Source organism: Kribbella sp. NPDC003557, assembly GCF_040610805.1.
In the GTDB taxonomy this organism is placed as follows: domain Bacteria; phylum Actinomycetota; class Actinomycetes; order Propionibacteriales; family Kribbellaceae; genus Kribbella.
Map to the genome: position 1 here is coordinate 125,529 of NZ_JBEXMY010000012.1, position 26,399 is coordinate 151,927.

At 70.1% G+C, this 26,399-nt stretch carries 22 protein-coding genes; 13 read left to right on the top strand and 9 right to left on the bottom strand.

Annotation, left to right across the window (positions count from 1 at the left end):
• Positions 1–2 precede the first annotated feature (2 nt).
• Positions 3–3,248: a BTAD domain-containing putative transcriptional regulator gene (locus ABZW60_RS37875; RefSeq protein WP_355485320.1), complete on the top strand. Its 3,246-nt coding sequence runs from the start codon at positions 3–5 to the stop codon at positions 3,246–3,248.
• On the opposite strand, the gene ABZW60_RS37880 is transcribed toward ABZW60_RS37875, so the two are convergent.
• From ABZW60_RS37880 to paaI, 5 genes are all read right to left on the bottom strand, one after another.
• Positions 3,245–3,871 carry a TetR/AcrR family transcriptional regulator gene (locus ABZW60_RS37880; protein ID WP_355485322.1) on the bottom strand — a complete coding sequence of 209 codons (627 nt, stop codon included), beginning with the start codon at positions 3,869–3,871 and terminating at the stop codon, positions 3,245–3,247. The genes ABZW60_RS37875 and ABZW60_RS37880 overlap by 4 nt on opposite strands.
• A 76-nt stretch (positions 3,872–3,947) precedes the next feature.
• The gene (locus ABZW60_RS37885; RefSeq protein ID WP_355485324.1) at positions 3,948–4,475 is read right to left on the bottom strand and encodes a DinB family protein; all 528 of its coding nucleotides are present in this window, start codon (positions 4,473–4,475) and stop codon (positions 3,948–3,950) included.
• Between the two features lie 162 nt (positions 4,476–4,637).
• The gene (gene paaK / locus ABZW60_RS37890) at positions 4,638–5,936 is read right to left on the bottom strand and encodes a phenylacetate--CoA ligase PaaK (RefSeq protein ID WP_355485326.1); all 1,299 of its coding nucleotides are present in this window, start codon (positions 5,934–5,936) and stop codon (positions 4,638–4,640) included.
• Between the two features lie 8 nt (positions 5,937–5,944).
• Positions 5,945–7,147 carry a 3-oxoadipyl-CoA thiolase gene (gene pcaF, locus ABZW60_RS37895; protein WP_355485328.1) on the bottom strand — a complete coding sequence of 401 codons (1,203 nt, stop codon included), beginning with the start codon at positions 7,145–7,147 and terminating at the stop codon, positions 5,945–5,947.
• Positions 7,144–7,563 carry a hydroxyphenylacetyl-CoA thioesterase PaaI gene (gene paaI, locus ABZW60_RS37900; protein ID WP_355485329.1) on the bottom strand — a complete coding sequence of 140 codons (420 nt, stop codon included), beginning with the start codon at positions 7,561–7,563 and terminating at the stop codon, positions 7,144–7,146. Before paaI ends, pcaF begins: the two co-directional genes overlap by 4 nt.
• Before the next feature lie 71 nt (positions 7,564–7,634).
• Between paaI and paaN the strand changes: the two genes are divergently transcribed.
• From paaN to ABZW60_RS37960, 12 genes are all read left to right on the top strand, one after another.
• The gene (gene paaN / locus ABZW60_RS37905) at positions 7,635–9,308 is read left to right on the top strand and encodes a phenylacetic acid degradation protein PaaN (protein WP_355485331.1); all 1,674 of its coding nucleotides are present in this window, start codon (positions 7,635–7,637) and stop codon (positions 9,306–9,308) included.
• 120 nt (positions 9,309–9,428) lie between these two features.
• Complete coding sequence (locus ABZW60_RS37910) at positions 9,429–10,808, top strand: serine hydrolase domain-containing protein (RefSeq protein ID WP_355485333.1); 1,380 nt, start codon at positions 9,429–9,431, stop codon at positions 10,806–10,808.
• Positions 10,805–11,323, top strand: a complete 519-nt coding sequence (locus ABZW60_RS37915) for a flavin reductase family protein (RefSeq protein ID WP_355485335.1) — start codon at positions 10,805–10,807, stop codon at positions 11,321–11,323. The genes ABZW60_RS37910 and ABZW60_RS37915 overlap by 4 nt, the downstream gene beginning before the upstream one ends.
• A 43-nt stretch (positions 11,324–11,366) precedes the next feature.
• Positions 11,367–11,930 (top strand): WHG domain-containing protein, encoded by a 564-nt coding sequence (locus tag ABZW60_RS37920; protein ID WP_355485337.1) that lies wholly within the window; start codon positions 11,367–11,369, stop codon positions 11,928–11,930.
• Positions 11,927–12,481 carry a hypothetical protein gene (locus ABZW60_RS37925; protein WP_355485339.1) on the top strand — a complete coding sequence of 185 codons (555 nt, stop codon included), beginning with the start codon at positions 11,927–11,929 and terminating at the stop codon, positions 12,479–12,481. The genes ABZW60_RS37920 and ABZW60_RS37925 overlap by 4 nt, the downstream gene beginning before the upstream one ends.
• Positions 12,482–12,496: 15 nt before the next feature.
• Complete coding sequence (locus tag ABZW60_RS37930) at positions 12,497–13,528, top strand: zinc-dependent alcohol dehydrogenase family protein (protein WP_355485341.1); 1,032 nt, start codon at positions 12,497–12,499, stop codon at positions 13,526–13,528.
• A gap of 201 nt (positions 13,529–13,729) precedes the next feature.
• Positions 13,730–15,013 (top strand): ABC transporter substrate-binding protein, encoded by a 1,284-nt coding sequence (locus tag ABZW60_RS37935; RefSeq protein ID WP_355485342.1) that lies wholly within the window; start codon positions 13,730–13,732, stop codon positions 15,011–15,013.
• A 43-nt stretch (positions 15,014–15,056) separates the two neighbouring features.
• Positions 15,057–15,959 (top strand): sugar ABC transporter permease, encoded by a 903-nt coding sequence (locus ABZW60_RS37940; protein ID WP_355485344.1) that lies wholly within the window; start codon positions 15,057–15,059, stop codon positions 15,957–15,959.
• Positions 15,956–16,849: a carbohydrate ABC transporter permease gene (locus ABZW60_RS37945; RefSeq protein WP_355485345.1), complete on the top strand. Its 894-nt coding sequence runs from the start codon at positions 15,956–15,958 to the stop codon at positions 16,847–16,849. Before ABZW60_RS37940 ends, ABZW60_RS37945 begins: the two co-directional genes overlap by 4 nt.
• A 130-nt stretch (positions 16,850–16,979) precedes the next feature.
• On the top strand, positions 16,980–18,614 hold the full coding sequence (locus tag ABZW60_RS37950; RefSeq protein ID WP_355485347.1) for a hypothetical protein: 1,635 nt from the start codon (positions 16,980–16,982) through the stop codon (positions 18,612–18,614).
• Between the two features lie 42 nt (positions 18,615–18,656).
• Positions 18,657–20,438, top strand: coding sequence for an NHL domain-containing thioredoxin family protein (locus ABZW60_RS37955; RefSeq protein ID WP_355485349.1), 1,782 nt, complete (start codon positions 18,657–18,659; stop codon positions 20,436–20,438).
• Between the two features lie 59 nt (positions 20,439–20,497).
• Positions 20,498–20,746 carry a DUF6458 family protein gene (locus ABZW60_RS37960; protein WP_355485351.1) on the top strand — a complete coding sequence of 83 codons (249 nt, stop codon included), beginning with the start codon at positions 20,498–20,500 and terminating at the stop codon, positions 20,744–20,746.
• A gap of 1,421 nt (positions 20,747–22,167) precedes the next feature.
• On the opposite strand, the gene ABZW60_RS37965 is transcribed toward ABZW60_RS37960, so the two are convergent.
• The 4 genes from ABZW60_RS37965 to ABZW60_RS37980 form a co-directional block, all read right to left on the bottom strand.
• Positions 22,168–22,935 (bottom strand): DUF4097 family beta strand repeat-containing protein, encoded by a 768-nt coding sequence (locus tag ABZW60_RS37965; RefSeq protein WP_355485352.1) that lies wholly within the window; start codon positions 22,933–22,935, stop codon positions 22,168–22,170.
• Between the two features lie 117 nt (positions 22,936–23,052).
• A complete protein-coding gene (locus tag ABZW60_RS37970) occupies positions 23,053–24,282 on the bottom strand; it encodes a hypothetical protein (protein WP_355485354.1) in 1,230 nt (409 codons plus the stop codon).
• On the bottom strand, positions 24,279–24,926 hold the full coding sequence (locus ABZW60_RS37975; protein ID WP_355485356.1) for a hypothetical protein: 648 nt from the start codon (positions 24,924–24,926) through the stop codon (positions 24,279–24,281). Before ABZW60_RS37975 ends, ABZW60_RS37970 begins: the two co-directional genes overlap by 4 nt.
• Positions 24,923–26,155, bottom strand: coding sequence for a hypothetical protein (locus ABZW60_RS37980; protein WP_355485358.1), 1,233 nt, complete (start codon positions 26,153–26,155; stop codon positions 24,923–24,925). The genes ABZW60_RS37975 and ABZW60_RS37980 overlap by 4 nt, the downstream gene beginning before the upstream one ends.
• Positions 26,156–26,399 lie beyond the last annotated feature (244 nt).

A 26,399-nucleotide genomic window follows, 5' to 3' on the forward strand; every position in this document is an offset into this window, starting at 1 on the left:
CGGTGCTTGGGCCTCTCGCGATGTGGGCGGCCGACGGGACTCCGCTCGACATCCGCGGCGTCCGCCTGCGCGGACTGCTGGCGCGGCTGGCGTTGAGCGCCGGGCGGCCGGTGAGCGTCGAGACCCTGGTCGACGGACTGTGGGGCAGCGAGGCCCCGAGCGCGAACGCTCTGCAGTCGCTCGTGTCGCGCCTGCGGGCGAGTCTGCCGGCCACCGAGTCGAGCGTGTCCGTCCAGTCGGGCCCGGCCGGCTACACCCTGACGCTGGGCCCGGACTGTGTCGACGCCCTTCAGTTCGAAGAGCTGGTACGACGCGGGCGCGCGCTGCTGACGTCCGACCCGGAGCAGGCGCACGCGCTCCTCACCCAGGCCGAGAAGCTGTGGCGGGGCGACGCTCTCACGGACCTCCGCGACCTGCCGTTCGCTGCCGTCGAGGCGGACCGGCTGGCAGAGCTGCGCCTGGCCGCGTCGGAGGACCTGGCCGAGGCCGCGGTCAGTTGCGGCCACGCCCGCGACCTGATCAGCGACCTGGAGCACCTGGCTGTCACGCATCCGCTCCGCGAGCGCATCCACGAGCTCCTCATCCGCGCCTTGTACGCCGACGGTCGCCAGGCGGAGGCCCTGGCGGCGTACGAACGCATCCGCACCACACTGGCCGACGAGCTCGGTGCAGACCCCGGCACCAGGCTGCGCGACCTACACGTCTCAGTACTGCGTGGCGACGCCGTAGATCCCGCTGCGACGACTGCCGCCGTGCCGGCGCCTGTAGCGCCCCGCAGCAATCTGCGTGCTCCGCTGACGAGCTTCGTCGGGCGGCGTGAAGACGTGGCCGAGCTGACGCGTCTGCTGAGCAACGGGACCCGTCTGGTGACCATGGTCGGCCCAGGAGGTGCCGGTAAGACCAGACTGGCGACAGAGACCGGTAGATCGCTGGTGGGCCAGTCCGGCGATGGCATCTGGTTCGTGGAGCTCGCACCACTCGGTGACGCGGCCGACGTGGCGCCGACAGTCCTGTCCACGCTCGGCGCCAGCGAGTATGTCGACCTGGCAGGGGCGCGCCTTGCGCCCAAGCACATCCCGACCAGCCGCGCAGCGACCCAGCGACTCGTCGAGGTCATCGGTGACCGGCGCATCCTGCTCGTCTTCGACAACTGCGAGCATCTGGTCCAGGAGGTCGCCGGACTCGTCGACTCGCTGCTGGCCTCCTGCCCGCGGCTGCGGGTGCTGACCACGAGCCGTGAGCCGTTGAGCATCCCCGGCGAGCACCTGCATCCGGTCGGTCCGCTCGGGCTGCCGCCGGAGGACTCGGCCACCGACGAGTACCCGGCCATGCAGCTGTTCGTCGACCGCGCCCGCGCCGTACGTCCTGACTTCCAGCTGACCGACGCGAACCGGGACTCGGTCGCCGAGATCTGCCGGCGGCTGGACGGGATGCCGCTGGCGATCGAGCTCGCCGCGGCCCGGCTTCGCGCGCTGACCCCGCCGCAGATCGTGGACCGGCTCGCGGACCGGTTCCGGCTGCTGACCAGCGGCTCCCGGACCGCGCTGCCTCGCCACCAGACCCTGCGCGCTGTCGTGGAGTGGAGCTGGGACCTGCTGGACCCGGACGAGCAGGCGGTCGCCCGGCGACTCTCGCTGTTCTCCGGCGGCGCGACGCTCGAGGCCGCGGAGCAGATCTGCAGCGACGAGAGCCTTCCCGCCGAGTCCGTGCTCGGCGTCCTCGCGTCCCTGGTGGACAAGTCCCTGGTCGAGGCCGCCGCGGACGAGCGGTCCGTGCGCTACCGGATGCTGGAGACGGTCCGTGCGTACGGCGCCGAGCAGCTGAAGGCCTCGGGGGAGTACGAGCGCTTCCGGCACGCGCACCGGACGTACTTCAGCCGCATGCTCCGCAAGGCCCGCCCGAAGCTGCGGACCGGCGAGCAGATCGAGTGGATCGCCCGGCTGACCGCCGACAACGAGAACCTGATCGACGCGCTGCGATCGGCGATCGACGCCGGGTCCGCGCGGGTCTCCGTCCAGATGGTCGCCGTCCTGGGGGAGTACTGGACGATGAGCGGTCGCCCCGCCGAGGCGGTGAGCTGGATGCAGGCCGCCCTCGCCGTACCGGGCAGGACTGTTCCGCTGGACAAGGCCGAGGCGCTGTACCTGCTCGCGCTCGGCCGGATGTCCTCCGAGGAGGATCCGGCTACGGCGTTCCAGCAGATGATCCGTGGACTCGCCACCGTCCGCTGGATGACCCGGCGGCACCGGATCCTCGTGGACTCCGGGATCGGCCTGTTCACCAACGCGGTGTGGGCGGCGATCCGGCGGGACAAGGCGACCTGCTTCGCCGAGCTCGAGGCGGCCGGCCGGCACCCGGATCCCTGGATCCGCAACATGGGCGTGATGACCAGCGCGATGTTCCGCGAGAACGAGGGTGAGGTCGACGAGATGGCGGTCAACCTGACCATCGCGCTCGACGGCTTCCGCGAGCTCGGCGACCGCTTCGGTACGTCGATGGCGCTGCGCGGGCTGGCCGGCTACCAGGCCAACGACGGCGACCACGCCCAGGCGCTCGAGTCGCTGACCGAGGCGCTCCGGCTCGTCGAGGAGCTCGGCACGACCGAAGGCGTCGCGCAGCTGCTCGGCAGTTGCGCGATGAGCCGGACCGAGCTCGGCGACTACGACGGCGCCCGGGCCGACCTGGAGCGGGCCATGCGGCTGTCCGAGGAGACCGGCTCGCGCGGCGGCCAGGCGATGGCGCACATGGGCTTCGCCCGACTCGCCTACCGGACCGGCCGCTTCGAAGAGGCGAAGGAGCTCGCGGAGCGCGGCTACGCGATGCTCGACGCAGCGGCGGAGCGGGTCGCACCGCATGGACAGGCGGCCCTGCTCTCGCAGCTCAGCCGGGTCTACGCGGCCACCGGCGACGTCGAGAAGGCGCAACAGTGCGGCCGGGAGGCGGTGCAGTTGGCGCTCAGCACGGAGGACATGCCGGTCGCCGCCGCCGTTGTCGAGACGTCGGTGGACTCGTTGGTGGCGGCCGCCGGGACGCGGACCGCCGAGCTGACGGCCGCCGCGCGCACGCTCGGTCTCGCGGCCGCGATCAAGGGCACGCGCGCGATCCCGGACGCCGACGTCCAGCGTCTCGTCGACGCCCTTCGCGATGCCCTGGGCAACGAAGCGTACGAGACCGCGTACGGCGAAGGCGCCGCGCTCACCCGCATCGACGCGGTCGCCGAACTCCGCAAGCGTTACACCACCGACTAAGCGGTAATCAGCTGCACGGCCAAATCGCGCAGGGAGTTCTGGACCTTCTGCTCCGGTGGCCGGGGTTCAGTGAGCATCCAGTCGTGGACGACCGCGTTGACCGCGCCGAAGAACGCCAGCGCGAGGAACCGGAAGTCCTTGCGCTTGATCTCGCCGCGCTCGACCGCGGTGTCGCCGAGGTCCCGGACGTTCTTGATCAGCAGGTCGCGGAACGCGATCCGCTGCTCCTCGACCGCCGGGCTGGCGCCGACCACCTCGACGAACGAGATCCGGGCCCGCCGGAGGTCGGTCATGATGGTGCGCAGGTACGAGTCGACGGCCGCGGCGATCCGCTCCCGGACCGGCCGGTCGGCGGTCCGGCGCAGCGCGTCGCCGGTGCTGCGGACGGCCAGCTCGATCACCTGCGCGTGCACCGCGAGCAGCACGGCTTCCTTGTTCTGGAACTCGTGGTAGAAGTGCCGCGTGGACACTTTCGCCTGTGTGCACAGGCGTTCCACGGATGTCGCCGGATATCCTTCGGTCCCGAAGAGTTCGAGCGCGGCGGCCAGTAGCCGTTCCCGGCGCGCGGCCTTCCACTCCTCGACTGACCGCCCGGAATAACGGCGTACGGAGGGTTCCCTCATCACACCTCTTGTCGCTACCCCGTGCCAGATGCCGGACATCCTATCCACCCCTCGGCGCGGGCGTAACCGGGTCACGTCACTCCGGTTCGGTGTAGCCCTTCACCCCGTCGATCAGCTCCCGGATGATGTCCAGGTGGCCGACGTGCCGGGCGGTCTCCTCGATCATGTGGCACAGCGCGAACCGCAGCGACGCGGCCTCGCCCTTGGCGGCCCACGGTCCCCGCTCGAGGGTGTCCAGCGGCAGGTCCGCGATCGTCGCGTTGGAGCGCGCGCATTCGGCGTCGTACTCGTCGAGCAGCTGGGCGATCGGCACATCGTCGACGAACATCTCGGCGTCGACGTGTCCGCCCTCGGTCCAGGGGGTCTGGCCGGTGTCGGGGACGCCCATCAGGCCGAGCTGGAACCACGTGTACTCGACCCAGCGCAGGTGTGAAACGACGCCGGCCGGGGTCATCAGCGGCGAGGTCGGCAGGACCTTGCGGTGGGCATCTTCCTCGCTGAGTCCGGTGCACTTCATCCGGACGAAGGAGCGTTGCAGGTCGAGCCAGCCGATCAGCTGGGTGCGCTCGTCGGCGGTGCGCGGAGGCCGTTGTACTTGAGTCATATGCGCGCACCGTACCGCCCGGTTTTGCCCGCTCACCAACCATTTTCCCGGACTCGTGGCATGCGCGTCGGGTCGGCGACCGCCTTCCACACGACGCGGCGGATGACCGACGGCTTGTTTCACCGCTGGCGTGTTGTAACGCGCCAGCCGTGAAACAACCCGCTAGCGGCGCTCGTCCCGGATGCGTTTCGCCTTGCCCAGCGAGCGTTCCAGGGCGTGGGGGTCGACGACCTGGACGGCGGCCGTTACGCCTACCCTGTCCTTGATCCGGCGGGCCAGGTTGGCCGCGGCGGTGGTGTGGTCGGCCAGGTCGGGGGCCGCTTCTACCTGGACCGTCAGTTCGTCGAGGCGGTGCGGGCGGGTGAGGACGCAGAGGTAGTGCGGGGTGAGGCCCTCGACCAGAAGGATCTGTTCCTCGATCTGGGTGGGGAAGACGTTCACGCCGCGGACGATCATCATGTCGTCGGTGCGGCCGGTGATCTTCTCCATCCGGCGCAGGCCGGGGCGGGCGGTGCCGGGGAGCAGGCGGGTGAGGTCGCGGGTGCGGTACCGCAGGACCGGGAAGGCCTCCTTCGTCAGCGTGGTGAAGACCAGTTCGCCCTCGGAGCCGTCCGGGAGCACCTCGCCGGTGACCGGGTCGATGATCTCCGGGTAGAAGTGGTCCTCCCAGATGTGCAGGCCGTCCTTGGTCTCGACGCATTCCTGCGCGACGCCGGGCCCCATCACCTCGGACAGGCCGTAGATGTCGACCGCGTGGATCCCGGTGCGCTCCTCGACCTCCTGCCGCATCTGTTCGGTCCACGGCTCGGCGCCGAAGATCCCGATCCGCAGCGAGGTGTCGCGGGGATCCATGCCGCGCTCGGTCATCTCGTCGACGATCGACAGGAAGTACGACGGCGTGACCATGATGATCCGCGCCCCGAAGTCCCGGATCAGGTCCACCTGCCGCTCCGTCATGCCGCCGGAGACCGGTACGACGGTGCACCCGAGCCGCTCCGCGCCGTAGTGCGCGCCGAGCCCGCCGGTGAACAGCCCGTACCCGTACGCGACGTGACAGACGTCGCCCGCACGCCCGCCCGCGGCGCGGATCGACCGCGCCATCAGGTCGGCCCAGTTGTCGAGGTCCCGCCGCGTGTACCCGACCACCGTCGGCCGGCCGGTCGTGCCCGACGAGGCATGCACCCGGACCACCTCGGTCCGGGGCACCGCGAACATGCCGAACGGGTAGTTGTCCCGCAGGTCCTTCTTCGCGGTGAACGGCAGCCGGCTCAGATCGTCCAGCGACTGCAGATCACCCGGCTTGAAACCGACCGAGTCCAGCGCGGCCCGATAGTGCGGCACGTTCTCGTACGCCCGCCGTACGGTTTCCTGTAGCAACGACAACTGGCGGGCCCGCAGTTCGTCGACCGACAGCCGTTCGCCGGCGTCACGCAACTCCGGCGGGCAGGCTTCACCGAGCATGAGGACTCCTAAGGACGAGCGAGCAGGGTCGCGATGCCCTGGCCGACGCCGATGCACATGGTGGCCAGCGCGTACCGGGCGTCGCGGTGGCGAAGCTCCAGGGCCGCGGTGAGGGCGAGGCGGGCACCGGACATCCCCAGCGGGTGGCCGAGGGCGATGGCGCCGCCGTTCGGGTTGACGTGTTCGGCGTCGTCGGGAAGTCCGAGCTCGCGCAGTACGGCGAGCGACTGCGACGCGAACGCCTCGTTCAACTCGATCACCTCGACGTCCGCCAGCGCGACGCCGGTCCGCCCGAGCACCTTCCGCGTCGCCGGCGCCGGCCCGATCCCCATGATCCGCGGCGGTACGCCGGCCGCCGCCGTCCCCACCACCCGCGCCAACGGCGTCACCCCGTGCTCCTCGACCGCCTCGGCGCTCATCACCAGCAGAGCCGCCGCCCCGTCGTTCACCCCTGAAGCGTTTCCCGCCGTCACAGTGCCAGGCGATCGGAACGGGGTCTTCAGACCGGCCAGCGCCTCGAGCGACGTCTCCCGCGGATGCTCGTCGGCATCGACCACAGTCACCGCACCCCGCTTGCCCGGTACGTCGACCGCGACGATCTCCTCCGCCAGCCGCCCGTTGGCCTGCGCCTTCGCCGCCCGCTGCTGAGAGCGCAACGCGAACAGGTCCTGGTCCTCCCGGCTGATCCCGAACTCGGCCGCGACGTTCTCCGCGGTCTCCGGCATCGAATCGATCCCGTACTGCGCCTTCAGCGCCGGGTTCACGAACCGCCACCCGATCGTGGTGTCGAACACCTCGGCCTGCCGGGAGAACGCGGTCGTCGCCTTCGGCATCACGAACGGCGCGCGCGACATCGACTCCACACCACCGGCCACCACGATGTGGTTGTCCCCGGCAATGATCGACCGGGCGGCGGACGCGACCGCGTCGAGGCCCGATCCGCAGAGCCGGTTGATCGTCGTGCCCGGGACCGAGTCCGGCAGCCCGGCGAGCAGGACCGCCATCCGCGCGACGTTGCGGTTGTCCTCGCCGGCCTGGTTCGCGCAGCCGAGGATGACGTCGTCGATCAGCGCGGGGTCCAGCGCGGTCCGGTTCAGCAGCGACGAGATCGCGTGCGCCGCGAGGTCGTCGGGGCGGACCGCGGCGAGCGCCCCGCCGTACCGCCCGATCGGCGTGCGCACACCGTCGACGAGAAAGGCCTCCCGCGTCATGACTCCTCCAGGATGGTTCCGGACAGTTGGCGGCTGCGGCCGCGGAACTCGGCGATCACCTCGTCGCCACGAGTGACCGTGATGTCGTAGATCCCGTTCCGGCCGAACGCGGTCCGCTCCCGGGCGTCGGCGACCAGCCGGTCGCCGCGGCGGGCCGGGGCCACGAACACGATGTCGCAGGCCTGCGCGACCGTCACCCGGTTGCGGGAGTTGCAGGCGAACGCGAACGCCGAGTCGGCCAGCGTGAACACGAATCCACCATGCGCGATCCCGTGCCCGTTGACCATGTCCTCGCGGATCGTCATCTCCAGGCGCGCGGTGCCCTCGCCGACCGTGACCAGCCGCATGCCCAGCCCGGCGCTGGCCGTGTCCTCCGCCCACATCGCCGCGGCCACGCGCGCCGCCAAGTCGTCCATACGCTGCCCAATCGAGAAGAGCCTTGTGACACCCTGGTCCTGATCGCGTCAACGACTGTAACATCGCAGGCATGACCACCGACCTGCTCTCAACCCATCGCGACCGCCTGAACGGCGCGCTGAAGGCGATCCACGACCGCGGGTACCACTCCGCGTTCCCGGAATCGCCCAGCCCCCGGGTGTACGGCGAGACCGCGGCGGCCGACGGCAAGGCGGCCTTCGAGGCCCACCTGGCAACGACGTACGCGCTCGACATCCCCGGCGCGCGGGGCACGGTCGTCACCGAGCAGTCGCCGTACGGGATCAGCCTGGACGTCTCGTACCCGCGGATGGTCGAGGACGGCCTGGACGAGCTGCTGGCCGCGGCGCAGCAGGGCCTCGCGGACTGGCGCCGGGCCGGGATCGACGGGCGGACCGGCGTCACGCTGGAGATCCTCGACCGGCTGCACAAGCGGGTGTTCGAGCTGGCCAACGCGGTGCAGCACACCAGCGGTCAGGCGTTCGTGATGGCGTTCCAGGCCGGCGGCGCGCACGCGCTTGACCGCGCACTCGAGGCGGTCGCGTACGCGTACGAGGAGATGAGCCGGTATCCGGCCACCGCGACCTGGGAGAAGCCGGCCAAGGGCGACCCGATCCGGATGGAGAAGACGTTCACGGTCACCGGCCGCGGCGTCGCGCTGGTCATCGGCTGCAACACGTTCCCGACCTGGAACTCGTGGCCCGGCCTGTTCGCGTCCCTGGTCACCGGCAACGCGGTCGTCGTGAAGCCGCACCCGCTGGCCGTGCTGCCACTGGCGATCACCGTCGAGGTCTGCCGCGAGGTGCTGGCCGAGGCCGGCTTCGATCCGAACCTGGTCACCCTGGCCGCCGAGCGGGCCGGTGACGGCCTGGCCAAGCCGCTGGCGACGCGGCCCGAGGTGAAGCTGATCGACTTCACCGGCGGCAGCGAGTTCGGTGAGTGGCTGGAGCAGAACGCCACCCAGGCGACGGTGTTCACCGAGAAGGCCGGTGTGAACGCGGTGGTGATCGACTCCACCGACTCCTTCAAGGCGCTCAGCAACAACCTCGCCTTCACCCTGAGCCTGTACTCGGGCCAGATGTGCACCACCACCCAGAACCTGTTCGTCCCGGCCGGCGGGATCGAGACCGACGAGGGCCACAAGTCCTTCGAGGAGGTCGGCGCCGGGATCGCGACGGCGATCTCCAAGCTGCTCGGCGACGACGCCCGCGCGGTCGAGATCCTCGGCGGCATCGTGAACCAGGCCGTGATCAGCCGCCTCGAGCTCGCCGACGAGTACGGCGACGTGGTGCTGGAGTCGCGCGCGATCCAGCACCCGGCCTTCCCGGACGCGGTCGTCCGGACGCCGCTGCTGGTCGCGATCGACGCCAAGGACTCCGAGGTGTACTCCCGCGAGTGCTTCGGCCCGGTGTCGTTCCTGGTGAAGACGGCCGACACCGGGCAGTCGATCGACCTGTTCCGGTCGACCGTCACCGAGGACGGGGCGATGACGGCCGGGATCTACTCGACCGACGAGAAGGTGCTCGAGCAGGCCCGCGAGGCCGCGCTCGACGCCGGCGTCGCGCTGTCGGAGAACCTCACCGGCCAGGTCTTCGTGAACCAGTCGGCGGCGTTCAGCGACTTCCACGGCACCGGCGCGAACCCGGCCGCGAACGCCACCTACACCGACGGCGCCTACGTAGCGGGCCGGTTCCGCGTCATTCAGTCACGCCGCCACGTTGGGTGAGCGCCTCCCGGGACTCGCGGTCAAGTTGCTGCTGAAGCGTCTTTGAGCTGACCCTGAGGCGGAAGGTATGACTGAACTGCCGTTCTGATCTCCATCCGCCGAACCGTCCAGGAGACCGCCGTGACCCAGAGCTTGACCGAGGTACTCGCCTACTACGACAGCTGGCTGGCGTTCAACCAGCACTATCAGCGGGTCCCCGGGGTCCAGGCCGCGGTGTACGCCGGAGACGCCGTCGCGTTCTCCGGCGCGTACGGTCTCGCCGACGTGGAGAACGACGTACCGCTGACCGAGCAGCACCTGTTCCGGATCGCATCGCACTCCAAGACCTTCACCGGCACGGCCGTCCTCCAACTGGTCGAGCAGGGCCGGCTGCGGCTGGACGACAAGGTCGAGCAGCACGTCATCGAGATCGTCGGTACGCCGCTCGGCGAGCGGACGGTCCGTGAGTTGCTCGCCCACGCGGGCGGTGTCACGCGCGACGGTCTGGACGCGGACTGGTGGCAGCTGTCCCGGAGCTTCCCGGACCGTGACCAGTTGCTCGACATCCTGCGGCAGGCGTCGTCGGCCGTGATCCCGGAGAACGACCGGTTCAAGTACTCGAACATCGGCTACGGCCTGCTCGGTCTCGTGGTCGAGGCCGCGAGCGGTACGTCGTACAACTCCTACGTGCAGACCGCGATCGTCGGCAAGCTCGGCCTCGCGGGCCTGGGCCCGGAGCTGGACCCGTCCCGGCTGGCCGAGTACGCCGCCGGGTACAGCGCGCTGTCGTACGCCGAGAAGCGCGTCCCGATCGAGCACGTCGACACCCGGGCGCTGGCCTCGGCGACCGGGTTCTTCGGCAACGCGCGTGACCTGGTCACCTACTTCTCCGCCCACCTGCCCGGCGACGACCGGCTGCTGTCGGACAAGTCCAAGCGCGAGATGCAGCACCCGCTGTGGACGACCGGTTCCGACGAGAAGGCGCGGTACGGCCTCGGCCTGTCGGTGACGAAGGTCGGCGAGCGGAACGTGTTCGGCCACGGCGGCGGGTACCCGGGCCACATCACCAGGACCATCGTCGACCCCGAGCAGCGGATCGTCGTGTCGGTGCTGACCAATGCGATCGACGGGCCCGCGGCGCAACTCGCGGAGGGCCTCTTCCGGCTCCTCGACCTCGCCGACTCCAAGGACAGGGGCGACGCTGTCGACACTGCCGGCCTGGAGCGCTTCACAGGCCGCTTCGCGAACCTCTGGGGCGTCACCGACTTCGTCCTGATCGGCGGTCGGCTCTACGCGACCGACCCGACCGGAGCGAACCCGGCCGACGAGCCGCAGCCGCTCGAGGCCGACGGCGATTCCCTCCGCGTCACCGGCGGCAACGGCTACGGCTCGTACGGCGAGTCCTACCGCTTCGAGTTCGACCCGAACGGCACGGTCCGGACGGTCCACGGCTCCAGCGGCCTCACCCTGCACCCGATCGACCGGTTCGGCCTGGGAGAACGGGTTACCGTGGCTCCGTGACGATTCACGGTGACCATCCGTTCCTGCCGCCTGAGTCGGAGCGGAGTCCGGTCCGGCGGTTGCGCGGGCGGCTGGCGTCGCCCGTCGGGCTGTGGACGACGGCGTACGAGGGGAAGCGCGCCGGTCTCACCGTGTCGTCGATGCTGGTCGCGGACGGCGAGCCCGGGTACGTGATCGGGCTGCTCGACCCGGACTCCGACCTGTGGGAAACGTTGCGTGAGGCAAGGACCGCGGTGGTGTCGCTGCTCGGCGAACCGCATCGCCAGCTGGCCGACGCGTTCGGGTACGTCGCTCCCGCGCCGGGCGGGCCGTTCCGGCTGATCGACTGGACCGACACCGCCTGGGGGCCGGCGCCGGTCGGTGTCAGCACCTGGGCCGGCTGCACGCTGGTGGACCAGGATCCGCCCGAGGTGGGCTGGGGACTGCAGGTGCAGCTCGAGATCGCGCACGTGGAGTTCGCCGCGGACGACGTACCCGCCCTGGTCCACCGCCGCGGACGCTACGCGGCGATCTGAAACCTGTTGACGACGACTGGCTAATGCCATTAGCCTCTGGGCTATGGTTGTTAAAAGGTCGCTGACGCCCGCGGCCGTGGTCGAGGTGGCGCTGGGCATCGTCGACGAGCACGGGCCGGACGGCCTCACGCTCGCCGCCGTCGCCCAGGGCTGTGGGGTCGCCACACCGTCGCTGTACAAGCACGTGACGAATCTCGGCGAACTGAAGGCGCTCGTCGGGGTCCGGGTGCTGGAGGACATGACCGAGCAGTTCACCGCCGCCGTCCTGGGCATGGGCGGTGACGAGGCCGTCACCACGCTGATGCACGCCTATCGCGCCTACGTCGCCGCGCATCCGAAGCGGTACGCCGCGATGCCGATGGACCCGCTGCACGATCCGGTGCAGGAGGCCGCGGGTAAGAAGTTGGTCGGCGTCATGTACGCCACGCTGCGCGGCTACGGGCTCGAGGGCCCGGCGGCGGTGCATGCGACCCGGCGGCTGCGGGTGCTCGTCCACGGCTTCGCGTCCGTCGAGTCGGCAGGCGGCTTCGGCCTGCCCGAGGACCTCGACGAGACCTACGACCAAATCGTCCGGATGTATCTCGCCAGCCTGAGGAACGAATCATGAGGATCCCACTGTCCGTCGCAGGCGTTCTGTTCCTGCTCTACCCCGCCCTCCGCCCGTGGGAGGACGAGTCGACCACCGCCGGCGCCGCCGCCGCGATGGGCGCTACCGCCTGGGTCGTCGCACATCTGTGCGCGATGATCGGCTTCATCCTGGTCGCCGTCGCGTTGCTGGACGTCAACCGCACGGCGGCGATCGTGTTCTGGATCGGAGCCGGCCTGACACTGCCCTACTACGGCGCCGAGGATTTCGGCCTGCACGCGATGGCGAGCCAGCCGAACATCCTCGACCTGGCCGAGGACGTGCGGTACAACCCCTTCGCGATGACGATGTTCGGCGTCGGGCTGCTGACCATGGCCGCGGGTGCGATCATCGTCGCGGTCCGGCAGCGCACCGTACCGGCGATCCTGTTCGCGGTCGGGTTCGGGCTGTTCCTGCCGCAGTTCTTCGGCCCGCCCGCCCTGCGGATCGGCCACGGCGCGCTGCTCGCGGCCGCCTGTGTGTGGCTGGCCTGGAGTGCCAAGCGGGTCGAGAAGGTCCCCGTTCCGGCCTGATCTAGTGTGGGCCCTATGCGAGCCACGGTGATCCACGGAGCGTTCGACGTCCGGCTTGAAGATCGTCCCGATCCGCGGATCGACGGTCCGGGGGACGCGGTCGTCAAGGTCGTTGCCTCGTGCATCTGCGGGTCCGACCTGTGGCCCTACCGCGGCGAGAACGCGGTCAAGGAGCCGCGGCCGATCGGGCACGAGTTCGTCGGCATCGTCGAGGAGATCGGGTCCGAGGTCCGCACGGTCAAGCCGGGCGACTTCGTGGTCGCGCCGTTCGTGGTCAGCGACGGCACCTGCCCGCACTGCCTGGCCGGCTACCAGACCGCCTGCCAGAACCTGGTCGGCTACGGCAGCGACCGGGCCGACGGCGGCCAGGGCGAGTACGTGAAGCTCCCGTACGCCGACGGCACGCTGGTCGCGACGCCCGAGATTCCCGACGACTCGATGGTCCCGTCGCTGCTGACACTGTCCGACGTGATGGGCACCGGGTGGCACGCGGCCCGGTCGGCGCGGGTGAAGGCCGGCGACACGGTCGTCGTCGTGGGCGACGGGGCGGTCGGCCTGTGCGGCGTGCTCGCCGCCTCGCGGATGGGCGCGGAGCGGGTCGTTGCCCTGTCGCGGCATCTGCCCCGGCAGGAACTGGCGAAGGAATTCGGTGCCACGGACATCATTTCCGAGCGCGGCGACGCGGCCCGGGACGCCGTCCTCGAGCTGACCAAGGGGGTCGGTGCCGATGCCGTGCTGGAGTGCGTCGGCACCGGGCAGTCGATGACGACCGCGTTCGACGTGGCCCGGGCCGGTGCGACCGTCGGCTTCGTCGGAGTGCCGCACGGGGTCGAGGTGCCGATCAGGACGATGTTCAGCCGCAACGTCGGCCTGAACGGCGGCGCGGCGCCGTGCCGGGCCTACCTGCCGGACCTGATGGCGGACGTGCTGGCCGGGGAGATCAACCCGGGCAAGGTGTTCGACTCCGAGATCCCGCTGGCCGAGGTCGCCGAGGGGTACGTCGCGATGCACGAGCGGCGGGCGATCAAGGTACTGCTCAAACCCTGAGTTTTGCGCAACTCCAGTGCGCGCAGTGCCCGTTCGAGCCGTGAATGTGCGCGCTCTCACACTGTCAAGGTGCACGGGGTCACGGCTGCGCAACGCGCCTGCGCGGAACGTTGACACCCGGTAGTCCGCGTGCCCAGAGTTGGGCCGTCAAGGGGGCATCGTTGTCACAGGCGGCTCCATCGACTGATCGGAGAGTGAATCATGCGTGGTGGTCTGAGCAAGACCCTCGCGGTGCTGAGCGCGGCGGGTCTACTCGCAGTGAGCGCCTGCGGGAACAGCGACGACAGCAGTAGCGACGGTGGTAGCGCATCGGCGACCAAGGACGTCACTGTCTTCACCTGGTGGGCCGACGGTGGCGAGAAGGCCGGCCTGGACGGCCTGGTGTCCGTGTTCGGCACGGACTGCAAGGACTACAAGTTCGTCAACTCCGCCGTCGCCGGTGGCGCGGGCTCGAACGCCAAGCAGGTGCTGGCCAACGACCTGCAGGCCGGCAAGCCGCCGTCCACCTTCCAGGCGCACGCCGGTGCGGAGCTGAAGGACTACATCAACGCCGGGCAGGTCGATGACGTCAGCGGGCTGTACAAGGACTTCGGGCTGGACAAGGCCTTCCCGCAGAACCTGATCGACAACCTGACCGTCGACGGCAAGATCTACTCGATCCCGGCGAACGTCCACCGGGCGAACGTGGTCTGGACGAACCCGACGGTGCTGAAGAAGGCGAACATCGACGCCGCGACGGCCCCGGCCAGCGTGGACGCGTGGATCGCCGACCTGAACAAGCTCAAGGCCGCCGGCGTGAAGGCGCCGCTGGCGATCTCCAAGGGCTTCGCCCAGGAGATGCTGGTCGAGGCCGTGCTGCTCGCCGAGCTCGGTCCGGACAAGTTCGACGGTCTCTGGAACGGTAAGACCGACTGGTCCGGTGCGGACGTCACGGGCGCGCTGAACAAGTACAAGACGCTGCTCGGGTTCACCAACGCCGACCGCGAGGCGATCGACTGGCCGGACGCGCTGGGCTACGTCAACAAGGGCCAGGCCGGCTACACGCTGATGGGTGACTGGGTCGCCGCGCAGCAGCTGGCCGACAAGGTCCCGGACACCGCCTACACCTACTGGCCGGCACCGGGTACCGCGGGCAACTTCCAGTACCTGGCGGACTCGTTCACGCTGCCGACCGGCGGTGTGAACCCCGACGGTGCGAAGTGCTGGCTGAAGGTCGTCGGTTCGGCCGAGGGCCAGAAGTCCTTCAACACCAAGAAGGGTTCGATTCCGGCCCGTTCGGACGCCAACCCGGCCGACTACCCGAAGTACCAGCAGACCGCGATGGCGGACTGGAAGAAGGACAAGATCGTCCCGTCCTGCGCCCACGGTGCCGCGTGCACGCTGGGGCAGAACAACGACATCCTGTCCGCGATCAGCCAGTTCAGCGGGAGCCAGGACGTCGCCAAGCTGCAGCAGGCGCTCGGCCAAGCGATGAAGACGAGCTGATGCAGGTCGAGTTGCGGACCGGTTCCCGGGCGGTGAGCTGAGCATGCACGGAAGAATTCGCACCTGGGGCCCTGGAGCCCTGGTGCTACTGCCGACCGTGCTGCTGCTCGGGTACTTCGTGTACGGGCTGATCGCGTGGACGTTCAACACCTCGTTGACCGATCGGCACACCGCGCGTAGAGGGGGCACGGTCGACTACGTCGGGTTCGAGAACTACACGAACCTGTTCCAGGAGGACCGGTTCCTCAACTCGCTGAAGAACCTCGGCGTGCTCACGGTGCTGTTCATCGTGGGCACGCTGATCTTCGGTCTGATCTGGGCGCTGCTGCTGGAGAAGGGCGTCAGCGGCGAGGGCGTGTTCCGGTCGATCTTCCTGTTCCCGATGGCGATCTCGATGATCGCCTCGGGTGTCGTCTGGGGCTGGTTGCTGAACCCGTCCCAGGGTGACGACGCGCGCGGACTGAACCGGCTGTTCCATATCCTCCAACTGAATTTCCTGGAGAATTCGTGGTGGACCGCCGGGAGCAGGTGGACGACGATGGCGGCCATCGCCCTGCCGGCGGTCTGGCAGCTGTCCGGGTACATCATGGCGCTGTTCCTGGCCGGTTTCCGAGGGATCCCGCCGGAGCTGCGGGAGGCGGCCCGGGTCGACGGTGCCTCGGAGTTCAAGCTGTACCGGCACGTGCTGTTCCCGCAGCTGTCGCCGATCGCCTTGTCGGCGCTGATCATCCTCGGCCACATGTCGCTGAAGCTGTTCGACCTGATCTACGCGATCACCGGGCCGAACCAGTTCCGCACCGAGGTGCCCTCGATCCTGATGTGGAACACGTTGCTGCGCGGCGACCAGGCCAAGGCGGCCGCGATCGCGATCGTGATGCTCGCGGTCGTCGCCGTCCTCGTCATCCCGTACGTCGCGTACACCGTCCGGCAGGAGAGCAACGAATGACCGCCGTCGATGCCGCCACCGGCACCACCGCGAGCGCGATCCGCCACAAGCCCCGGGCGGGCTCCGACGGGACGACGCGGCTGAGCCGGACGATCAAGTACGTCATCCTGCTGCTGTTCCTGCTCTTCGTGCTGATCCCGGTGTACGTCGTGGTGGTCGGCAGCTTCAAGACGTCCGCCGACACCACGGCCGCCGCGCAGTGGAACCTGCCGGAGGTCTGGACGCTGGAGCCGTGGCGCAAGTCCTGGGACGTGCTGCAGCCGTACATGGTCCGGTCGCTGTCACTGGCGATCCCGGCCGCGATCATCTCGTCGATGATCGGATCCGTGAACGGGTTCGTGCTGGCCCGCTGGCGGTTCCCGGGCGCGAACATCGTGTTCGCGTTCATCCTGTTCGGGATGTTCATCCCCTACCAGGCGGTGATGCTGCCGCTGCGGACGACCTTCACCGAGCTGGACGTCACCCGGGGTATCCCGACGCTGATCATCGCGCACTGCATCTACGGCATCCCGATCTGCACGCTGATCTTCCGCAACTACTACGCCACCGTCGTGCCGAACGAGATCATCGAGTCGGCCCGGGTGGACGGCGCCGGGCTGCTCCAGACCTACGCCCGGATCATCCTGCCGATCTCGATCTCCGGGTTCGTGGTGACGCTGATCTGGCAGTTCACCTCGGTCTGGAACGACTTCCTGTTCGCGCTGTTCCTCACCACGCAGCAGAACGGCCCGGTGACGCTGGGCCTGGCCGCCCTGGCCGGTGGGCAGAAGGTCGACTACGCGGCCAGCATGGCCGGCGCCCTGATCACGTCGTTCCCGACGCTGATCGTGTACATCGTGCTCGGCCGCTGGTTCATCGGCGGCCTGATGGCCGGTGCGCTGAAGGGCTGACACACCGACCTGAGGGGTTGTGCACCGCAACGTTCGGTGCGCAACCCCTCTGTCGTGTCGGCAGGCGGTTATCCACAGGGCGCGCGGACGGGCCTGCGAGGGAGCGGCACCGGGCGGTAATCTCACGGAGGTGACCAAGTCTCCGAGCGGACGGGACGGACGACGCAGCCATCTGCGGCTCGTCGGCTCCGAGCCCGGTGAGCCGCACGTGCCTCCGGCGGGTGTCGACGTCGACACCACGCCGAGCGTCGCCGTGCTGGAGACGCTGCTCGAAACGCTGGCCCTCGACCTCGCCGCCGCACCGGCCGCGCTGCACCCGGTGATCGCGGAGGCGTCGGTGGCGCGTTCGGCGGCGATGCTGGCCGACCAGCTGTGGCCGGCCGGGCGTCCGGACGAGATCGGCGAGGTGGAGCGGTTCTTCTGGGCCGACGCGGCCCGGGTGCTCGGCGAGCGCCGCGACCCCGAGTCCTTCGTGCTGCTCACCAGCCTCGCGCGGACGGTCGGCCCGGCCGGGCGGCTGCCGCTGCAACGAGCCCACGTGTCCCGCCTGCGGACGCAGGACGAGGTGCCCGAGTGGGTGACCCGGATCGCCGGGTTCCGGCTGACCAGCGCGATCGTGTCCGAGGACATCACCGGTGACGGGCTGAGCGTCGTGCTCGACTACGACGACGAGCAGCATCCGCACACCGTGGTGGTGTTCATCGACAACAACCTCGGCGCGATCATCAAGGACGTCTTCGTCGGCCCGCCGGTCGACCGCGTCCTGGAGGCGTACGAGCGCGGCGGCCGGGTCACCATCCGGACCGTGCGCCCGCCGATCGCGGCCGGCATCATCCTGCAGGCGCTCGGCGAGACCCGCGACTTCGACGATCCGCCGGTCAGCGAGGACTTCGAGTTCTTCACCGGCCTGCTGGTGAACCGGCTGACCCAGATGCCGGAGCGCCCGGTCCGCCCGCCGGTCCGCCCGCTGCTGACCCCGCGGCAGCGTGACCAGCTGGTCGACGACTTCCTCGACTCGCGGTTCGCCGAGGAGCTGCCGGACGATGCCGCGGACATCGCGCGGTTGTGGATCGACCACGCGGTCGACCACACCGTCGGCGGGCCGCTGCGGGTCAGCGCCGTCCTGGTGGAGCTGTTCCTCGCGCACTGGCTGCCGCGCAAGGTGCTTGCTGACAGCACCTACTTCGACGCCGTTCCGGTGGTGGTGAAGGCCTGGCTGGAGTTCGCCGGCGACCGGACCCACTTGCCGCTGGACGCCGTCGACGAGGCGGTCGACGCCGTCGACGTCTGGCAGCCCGCGCTGGAGGCCGCCGCGATGATCGACCCGGTCGGCTCGAAGCCGGGCGAGCGGGTCTTCCTCGATGACGCGACCAACGACCTGGAAGACGCTTACCGAGCCCTCGCCGGTCTCGGCTCCCCGCCCCAGCCCGACCTCCGCGGCCTGGACAACCACCAGGCCGCGACCCTCTCGGTGCTGGCGCCGCACGCCTGGCTGATGGCCGGCGAAACCCTCGGCACGTCGTATGCGCCGGACGCCTTCGACATCGCCGAGCGCCTGGTCCGCGACGCCCCCGACCTGCTCGCCAAGGCCCGCCTCTCCACCTGGCCCCGGGCCATCGTCTGGCTCCTCGCCCACCGCCACCGCCTGGTCGGCCCCGGCGAGACCCTGACCCCCTACACCCTCGCCACCGACCTGTCTTCCTCCCCGGCCACCCTCCGTAAAACCGCCAAACTCCTCACCGACACCCTGATCCTGCCGCGCTGACCCGGCGGCCGGGCCGGTTGCGTCGCGGCGGACAATGGGGGCATGCATGTGCGTGCGCCGGAGTTGCGGGGTCGTGGGTGGTTGAACACGGGTGGGCGGGAGTTGTCGCTCGCGGACTTCCGGGGGCGGTTCCTGCTGCTCGACTTCTGGACGTTCTGCTGCATCAACTGCCTGCATGTGCTCGACGAGCTGCGGCCGTTGGAGGAGAAGTACGGGGACGCGCTGGTGATCGTGGGGGTGCATTCGCCGAAGTTCGCGCACGAGGGCGAGGAGGCCGCGGTCCGGGCCGCCGTCGAGCGGTACGAGGTCGGCCACCCGGTGCTGGACGACCCGGAGCTGATCACCTGGCAGAACTACACCGCAAGGGCCTGGCCGACGCTCGTCCTGGTAGATCCGAACGGGTACATCGTCGCGCAGTACTCCGGTGAAGGGCACGAGCACGCCCTGGACGCCCTGCTGGCCGAGCTGATCGTGCAGCACGAACAAGCCGGCACCCTGACCCGTGGCCAGTCGCCGTACGTCGCGCCGACGCCCGAGCCGACGGACCTCCGCTTCCCCGCCAAGGTGGTTGCGTTCGACAACGGGTTCCTGGTGGCGGACGCCGGCAACCACAGCATCGTCGAGCTCGCCGCCGACGCGACCACCGTCGTACGACGGATCGGAACGGGACACCGCGGCTTCGCGGACGGCGCTGCCGACCAGGCGAGCTTCTCCGAGCCGAACGGGCTCGTGGTGCTTCCGCCGGACGTCGCCGGCCAGGTCGGGTACGACGTGGTGGTCGCGGACACCGTCAACCACGCGTTGCGCGGGGTGTCGCTCGCCGACGGTCAGGTGCGGACGCTGGCCGGCACCGGTAAGCAGTGGATGGACGGCGACGGGACCGGCGTCCTGAGCTCGCCGTGGGATGTCGCCTGGTGGGGCGGCAAGGTGTGGATCGCGATGGCCGGCGTACATCAGCTGTGGACGTTCGACCCGTTCACCGGGGAGACCGTCGTCGCGGCCGGGACGACCAACGAAGGGCTGAAGGACGGGCCGCTCGAGGAGGCGTGGTTCGCGCAGACCAGCGGTCTCGCGGCCGACGGCGAAAGGTTGTGGCTGGCCGACTCCGAGATCTCCGCGCTGCGCTGGATCGACACCGAGGTCCACACGGCCGTCGGCACCGGGCTGTTCGACTTCGGCCTGCGCGACGGCAAGGCGAGCGAGGCCCTGCTGCAGCATCCGCTCGGCGTGACCGTGCTGCCGGACGGGTCGGTGGCGATCGCGGACACGTACAACGGCGCCGTACGTCGCTACGACCCGCGCACCGAGACGGTCGAGACGATGGCGACCGGCCTGGCCGAGCCGAGCGGAGCCGTTGTCGTAGGCAACGAGCTGCTCGTCGTCGAGTCGGCCGCGCACCGCCTGACGCGGGTGCCGCTGGGCGCGTCGGCGACCGCTGACGAGTTCAGCACGCGGACACAGCGGCCGCCGATGGATGTGGCCGCGGGTGAGGTCACGCTGGAGGTCGTCTTCAACCCGCCGCCCGGCCAGAAACTCGACGACCGGTACGGCCCGTCGACGCGGCTGCTGGTCTCCTCCACACCGGACAATCTGCTGCGCGAAGGAGCCGGCGACACCACCGATCTCGTACGGCGTCTTGTCATCGACCCGCACGCCGGGTCCGGAGTCCTCCACGTGGCAGTGCAGGCCGCCTCGTGCGACGACTCCGCCGAGGTGGAATTCCCCGCCTGCCACATGCACCGCCAGGACTGGGGAGTGCCCGTCCGTATCACTCCCGACGGCCCGACCCGAGTAGAACTGGTTCTTTCCGGCGCGAGCGCGTGAGCTTGCGTTTGGCAGCGGGTACCGTCGGAAGTGTAAGGGCTACTCGCTGGGAGGCTCTGATGAGCATCGGTGTGGGGATCTTCTTGATGGTGGTCGGCGCCGTGTTCGCGTTCGCCGTCCGCGACACCTGGGACGCCGTGAACCTGCAGGTCGTCGGCTACATCCTGCTGCTCGCCGGCCTGGCAGGCATCCTGCTGTCCTTCTACATCACCAACCGCCGCCGCCGCGTCGAGACGAACGCCATAGATCCTGCAGTAGAAGAGGAATACCGGGTCGTGGAAGAACACCACCGCGACATCAAGGAGTAGTTGTAGCGAGCCTCACTTAGGTCTGTGTTGGCTTCTGCTCTCGTCGACGCGGTGGCAGTTGGCCGACGTAGCCGTTGGTCTGCGGCGCTCTGACAGTCGGTCGCAATGTGGTGGCAGTTAGCCGTGGCGAGGTAGTAGTACTCGCGACCCGCGACGCGGAGGCAGTTACGCGCGACGCGGTACTACTCCGCACTGAGGTGGTCAGTCACCCGCCGACGCGCTAGCAGTCGCCCGCGATCTGCCGGCAGGCGCTCGCGACGCGGTAACAGTCACCCGCGGTCTGCCGGCAGGCGCTTGCGACGGCGTAGCAGTCTGGTGCGACCCGACAGCAGCACGCGAAAGGCGCGTGCCAGCCAGGGCAGGCAGCGCCCGTCCGAGAAGCTTCTGCTGGCCGGCCAGACGATGCTCGTGCCGGGCACCCCCCAGCACAGCTCGCGGGTGTAGCCGAGCCAGCAGCCACTCGCGAGCGCCAGCGAGCAACCCGCGGCCGCCAGCCCGCAACAATCCGGCGCCAGCCGGCAGCACCGGCGCCAGCCGGAACATCCGGCGGTAGCCGGCACTGCCGGGCCGTTGGCCGGAGCATCTGGCGCCAGCCGGAACATCCGGCGGTAGCTGGCACTGCCGGGCCGTTGGCCGGAGCATCTGGCGTTGGCCGGAACATCCGGCGGTAGCTGGCACTGCCGGGCCGTTGGCCGGAGCATCTGGCGTTGGCCGGAACATCCGGCGGCAGCCGGCACTCCCCGGCCTCTGGTCGGAGCAACCGGCGGCAGCCGGAACAACCGGCGTTGGCCGGAACTCTCGGCGCCAGCCGGAGCACTCGGCGGTAGCCGGAAACAACCGGCCCTGGCCGGAAGTTGGTGTTCCGGCGCTAAGCCGGGGGTGGGTGGGAGTGTGTGTGGAGCTAGTGCGCTGAGGAGCGCAGCGACGAAGTAAGCGCCGGCGCAGCACGCGCGGGGTCGTCTCACCCGGCGGCGGCAGCCGGAGCCACCAGGCGCTAGCCGGAATACCCCGGCGCCAGCCGGAAACTCCCGGCGTCAGCCGGAACATCCGGCGTCAGCCGGAACATCCGGCGTCAGCCGGCACTCCCCGGCCTCTGGCCGGAGCACCCGGCGTCAGCCGGTACAAGCGGCGTCAGCCGGAAACCCCCCGGCGGTAGCCGGAAACCCCCCGGCGGTAGCCGGAAACCCCCGGCGGTAGCCGGAACTCCCCGGCCTGGCCGGGAGCTTGTGTTCCGGCGTTAAGCCGGGGGTGGGTGGGAGTGTGTTGAGCCGGTGCGCTGAGGAGCGCAGCGACGAAGTAAGCGCCGGTGCAGCACGCGCGGGGTTCTCTTGCCCGGCCCAGCACGCGCGGGGTTCTCTTGCCCGGCCCACCACGCGCGGGGTCTCCTTACCCGGCCCACCGCGCGGGGCTGTTCGCCTGGCTCAGTTGGTGCGGAGTTCGATGTCGCCCGAGGTCGTGGTGGCGGTGAGGGTGTGAGCGGCCGTGGTGTTGTTGCCGAGGTTGTTCTCGACCTCGCCGTGCTTGGATTCGGTCGTGACCTTGTAGTCCCCACCAGGAGCGCTGATCTCGATGTCGCCGCTGGTGCCCTTGGCCTGTACGTCGGCCGCCTCGGTGAGGCTGAGTTCGATGTCGCCGGACGTGGTCTCGACGTTCGCCCCACCCTTGACCCCGGACGCCTCGATGTCGCCGGAGTTGGCTTTGACGTCGAGTTTGCCGGTCAGGCCCTGGACCGAGACATCGCCGGACGTCACGTCGAGGTTGACGTCGCCGTCGACGTCGCTCAGCTCGACCTTCCCGGAGCGGGACTTGGCGTCGACCCCTGCCACGCCGGCGATCTGGATGTCGCCGCTGCCGTTCTCGCCGGTGACCTTGGTGCCGCGCGGCACGGTCACCTCGAAGTCGGCGGTGCATTGCCAGCCGCAGTCGCCGTCCAGCTTCAGTACGCCGTCCTTCACCGAGTACGCGTCGCCGTGCTTGAAGAACCAGAACTTCCGCTTCTCCTGCACGGTGGTCGTGTCGTCGTCGGACACCTTGATCGTGATGTCGGCGCTGCCGGAGGCGAGCTGAACGGTGGAGATCTTGTCGTCGACCTTGTGCGTGTCGTCGGAGTCCCGGTCCCCGAACTGCCAGAACGCCAGCCCGGCCGCCGCTACCAGCAGGATCACTCCGAGCTGCTTGTTCTCCGCCATCGTCCGCCTCTTCTCGAGCCCACCCACGTTGTCGCAACGACAGTAGGCTCCGGCGTCCGGCCGCTGGATCCGGCAGATCCCCCGACGCGTCCCTGAACCGCCCTCAGGGAAGCCCTCTCACCGACGCAGCTCGCCCCGAGACACCGCGCCGGCGAGATCGTCCCCGGTGGTACCGAAGAACGTCCGGGCCCAGAGCGAGTCCTCGTACCAGTAGGGCCCGTCCTTCCCGGGCAGCGACGCGGGCGCCGAGTGACGCTTCAGGGCCTGCCGGCACTCGGCACACAACGGCAGCGTCAGCGTCGTACCGTCGGACTCCACCTTGGTCGGACGACCCGACGCCCGGCCGTGCAGCGGGTTGAAAGCACACAGGTCCGGTACGACGTCCACGCGCCGGTCGGCCGCGATCGCGACCGCGGCGTCGTACTCCCGTCGCGCCTTGTCCAGCAGCACCATCGCGCCGACCAGGTCGACGAGGTCAGGCGAAGAGTCGAGGACCCGCGCCGCGGCGGCGTGCCCGTCGAGCGCGGCCTGCTGGTGCGCCAGCCCCACGCCGTCGGTCGTCGGCAGCGCTGCAAGCTCTGATCCGAGCGCGGTGAGCTCCGCGTCCGTCTCCCGGGTCAGCCGCCGGCGCCGCTCGGCCGCCACGGTCGCGGCCACGTGCGGCGGGATGTGGAACGTCTTCTGCCGCCCCGGACCCGAACCGCGCCTCCGCCCGATGAGCAGCCCGAGGCCGACCAGGACGACGAGGCCGCCGACGATCGACACCGCGACGATCCAGCCGTGCCCGCCCGGGTCCGCGATCCGGCGCGCCGGCGTGCCGCTGCTCGGCCGCTTCGAGGTCTTCGGGATCCCCGGCTGGGCGAGCAGCTCGTACATCCGGGCCAGCACCTCGGTCGGCCCCGCGTCGTACCCTTCGTCGTCGAGTGCACGCGTGCGCGCCGCGTCCAGCTTCTCCTCGCTGACCTGCGACGTGTCCCGCAGCTCGTACCACGGGAAGCGGCTGCCGCCGTCGACCACGACGTACAGCCCCGGCTGCCGCAGCGCGTCCATCACGAGGGTGAGCGCCGTGCTCTCCTGGCCCTGGAATTCGTCGCTCGGCGTCAGCGGCAGCACCATCGTGTACACCGGGTACCCGAGCGCCTTCGCCTTCGCCCGCACGTCCTCCTGCAGGTTCGCGGGCAGCGCGGTCCGGTACGCCGGGTCGATGTACAGCGGGTCCTTGCGCAACGCGGTCGCGATCTCCTGCGCCCGCTCCGCTGGGGTCCGCTCAGTACCGGCTTCGGCCGGAGCCGCGACCAGCAGGGTCAGCGCCGCCGCCACAATCGTCAGCAGGAACCGGGTTCTCACTCGCGTCCTTCCCGTCGCCGCGGGCGGGAGAGCGCCGCCACGATCAGTACGATTCCACCGAGGATGCCGCCGCCCATCAGGCCGAGGACGGCGCCGCCGACGCCGTTGCCGATCGCCTTGCCGACGGTGAACTTCTCTTCCGGGTACGTCCGTTCCGGTTCGGGCGGCAGCGGCGTGGTCCGGGCCGGCTTCGGCGTGCTGGACCGATACTCCCGCACACCGTCGAGATACTCCGAGAGCTGCTTGCTCAGCGACTCGTCGCGCTCGCCGTAGGTCCAGCTCGGCGCATACGCACCGAGCTGATGCATCGCGCCGTACGACCGGTCGCCGTCCATCACGACGTACAGCCCCGGCTTGCCGTTCGCGGCCGCCATCCGGCCGGCCAGCATCGTGGTGTCGCCCTGCTCCGGGAACCACTCGCCGAACGGTACGACGGCCACGAACACCGGCACCTTCGCGCCCGAGATCACCTGGAGCGTCTCGGCGCGGTCGGCGACCGAGCTGTAGTCCGGGTCGACGTACAACGGCTCCGTCGCCCACGCCGCGACGGCGGCGGTGATCCGGGGATCCGTCGGCGTGGCCGCCGACGCGCTCCCGGTCAGTAGGTAAACAGTTGCCACCAGCAACAGGGCGAGCCGCCTCATCGGACCTCGTCCTTCCGCGCCGTGATCCGCTCCGCCAGGTCGTCGGACAACGCGCCGAAACCGCTCGCGACCATCGGGCTGTCCTCCGGGTCGAGCGTCCAGTACGGCACCTGTTTGCGGTCGTGCCCGAGCAGGCCCGACCTGGCCGGTACCAGCAGGCCGCGCGGCGTCTTCCCCCGCCGTACGATGCTCGCGCACGGCTGACACGCCGGCACCTCGACGTCGTCCGACCAATCGACCTTCGCCGACCCGGGTGCGTGCGTCGGATCGAAGAAGCACGGCGGCTGGAGGGCCGCGCCGGACGCGATCCGCTCGGCCTGCCGGGCGAGCACGAGCGCGCCGGCGGCGGCCAGTACGTCGTCATCGTGGTCCGCGCGCAGCGCCTTGGCGGCGTCCAGCCGGCGGTACGCGTCGTCGCGCCGGTCCAGCTGCTGGGTCGTCTTGTTGCGACGCCGGTCGAGCCGCGCCAGGGCCCGCCCGGCCTGCGTGATCTTCCCGTCGGCCTTCAGCTCCACCCCGCGCGCGTCGACCGGCGAAGCGTCGACCGGCCGCCCCTTGTGGGTGCGCTTCGATCCGCCGCGGCGGCGCAGCCCGATGACCAGCGTCAGCACGAGCCCCAGCAGCCCGCCGGCGCCGAGCCCGACGTACACCGCCCGGTCCGACTTGTCGGTGACCGAGAGACCGCGGTTCGGGCGCTCCGGCTCCAGGTCACCCGCCGGGACCGCGGGGAGCGCGCGGCCGTCGAACGCCGTCGACGCCTGCTGGATGGTGCGGACGATCTGCGGCGCCGGACGGTCCGAGACGATGTCGAGGCGCCGCTTGTCGTCCGAGCGGACGCTGATCAGGGTCCGCCCACGGAGCCCGGCCGGGCGGTACAGCTCGGCGTTCGTCGACCAGTAGTCGCCGTCCACGACCGCAATCACGTAGACCCCCGGGGCCCCGACCCGCGCGTGCAGCAGGGTCGGCAGGTCGAACGTGATCTTCTGCAGCGCCGGCGTCCGCGGCGCGATCGCGACGTACACGGGAACGGCGGCGGTGCGCATCGCGGCCCGGATCCGGTCGAGCTCGGTCGCCGGGATCCCGGCCCGCAGGCGCTCGTCGACGAACAGGTGATCGGTGCGCCAGGCGGCGGCGATCCGGTCGGGCGGCTCCGGGGTCTCCGCGGCGGCCGGGAGGGCCGGCAGGAACGCGAGCGCCGCGAGCAGGGCGGTGAGGAATCGGACGGGCATCGCGGACAGCGTACGACGACCGAGGCTGAACACATTCACACGGACGCACGGCGACATCTGCTGGTTCCACCCCGGACGAGTTGGCGCGACCCTGGCCCGGACAGGGGAGACCGAGCCAGGGTCACGGTGTTTCAGGGCAGAAACGTTGCTACACCGACACGCTCCGCAACAGGGCAGATGGTGGGGCAACCTGGGGCAGATCAGCCGATTTCATGCCCCGGCCTTTTCTTGCCGACGGCCCCGA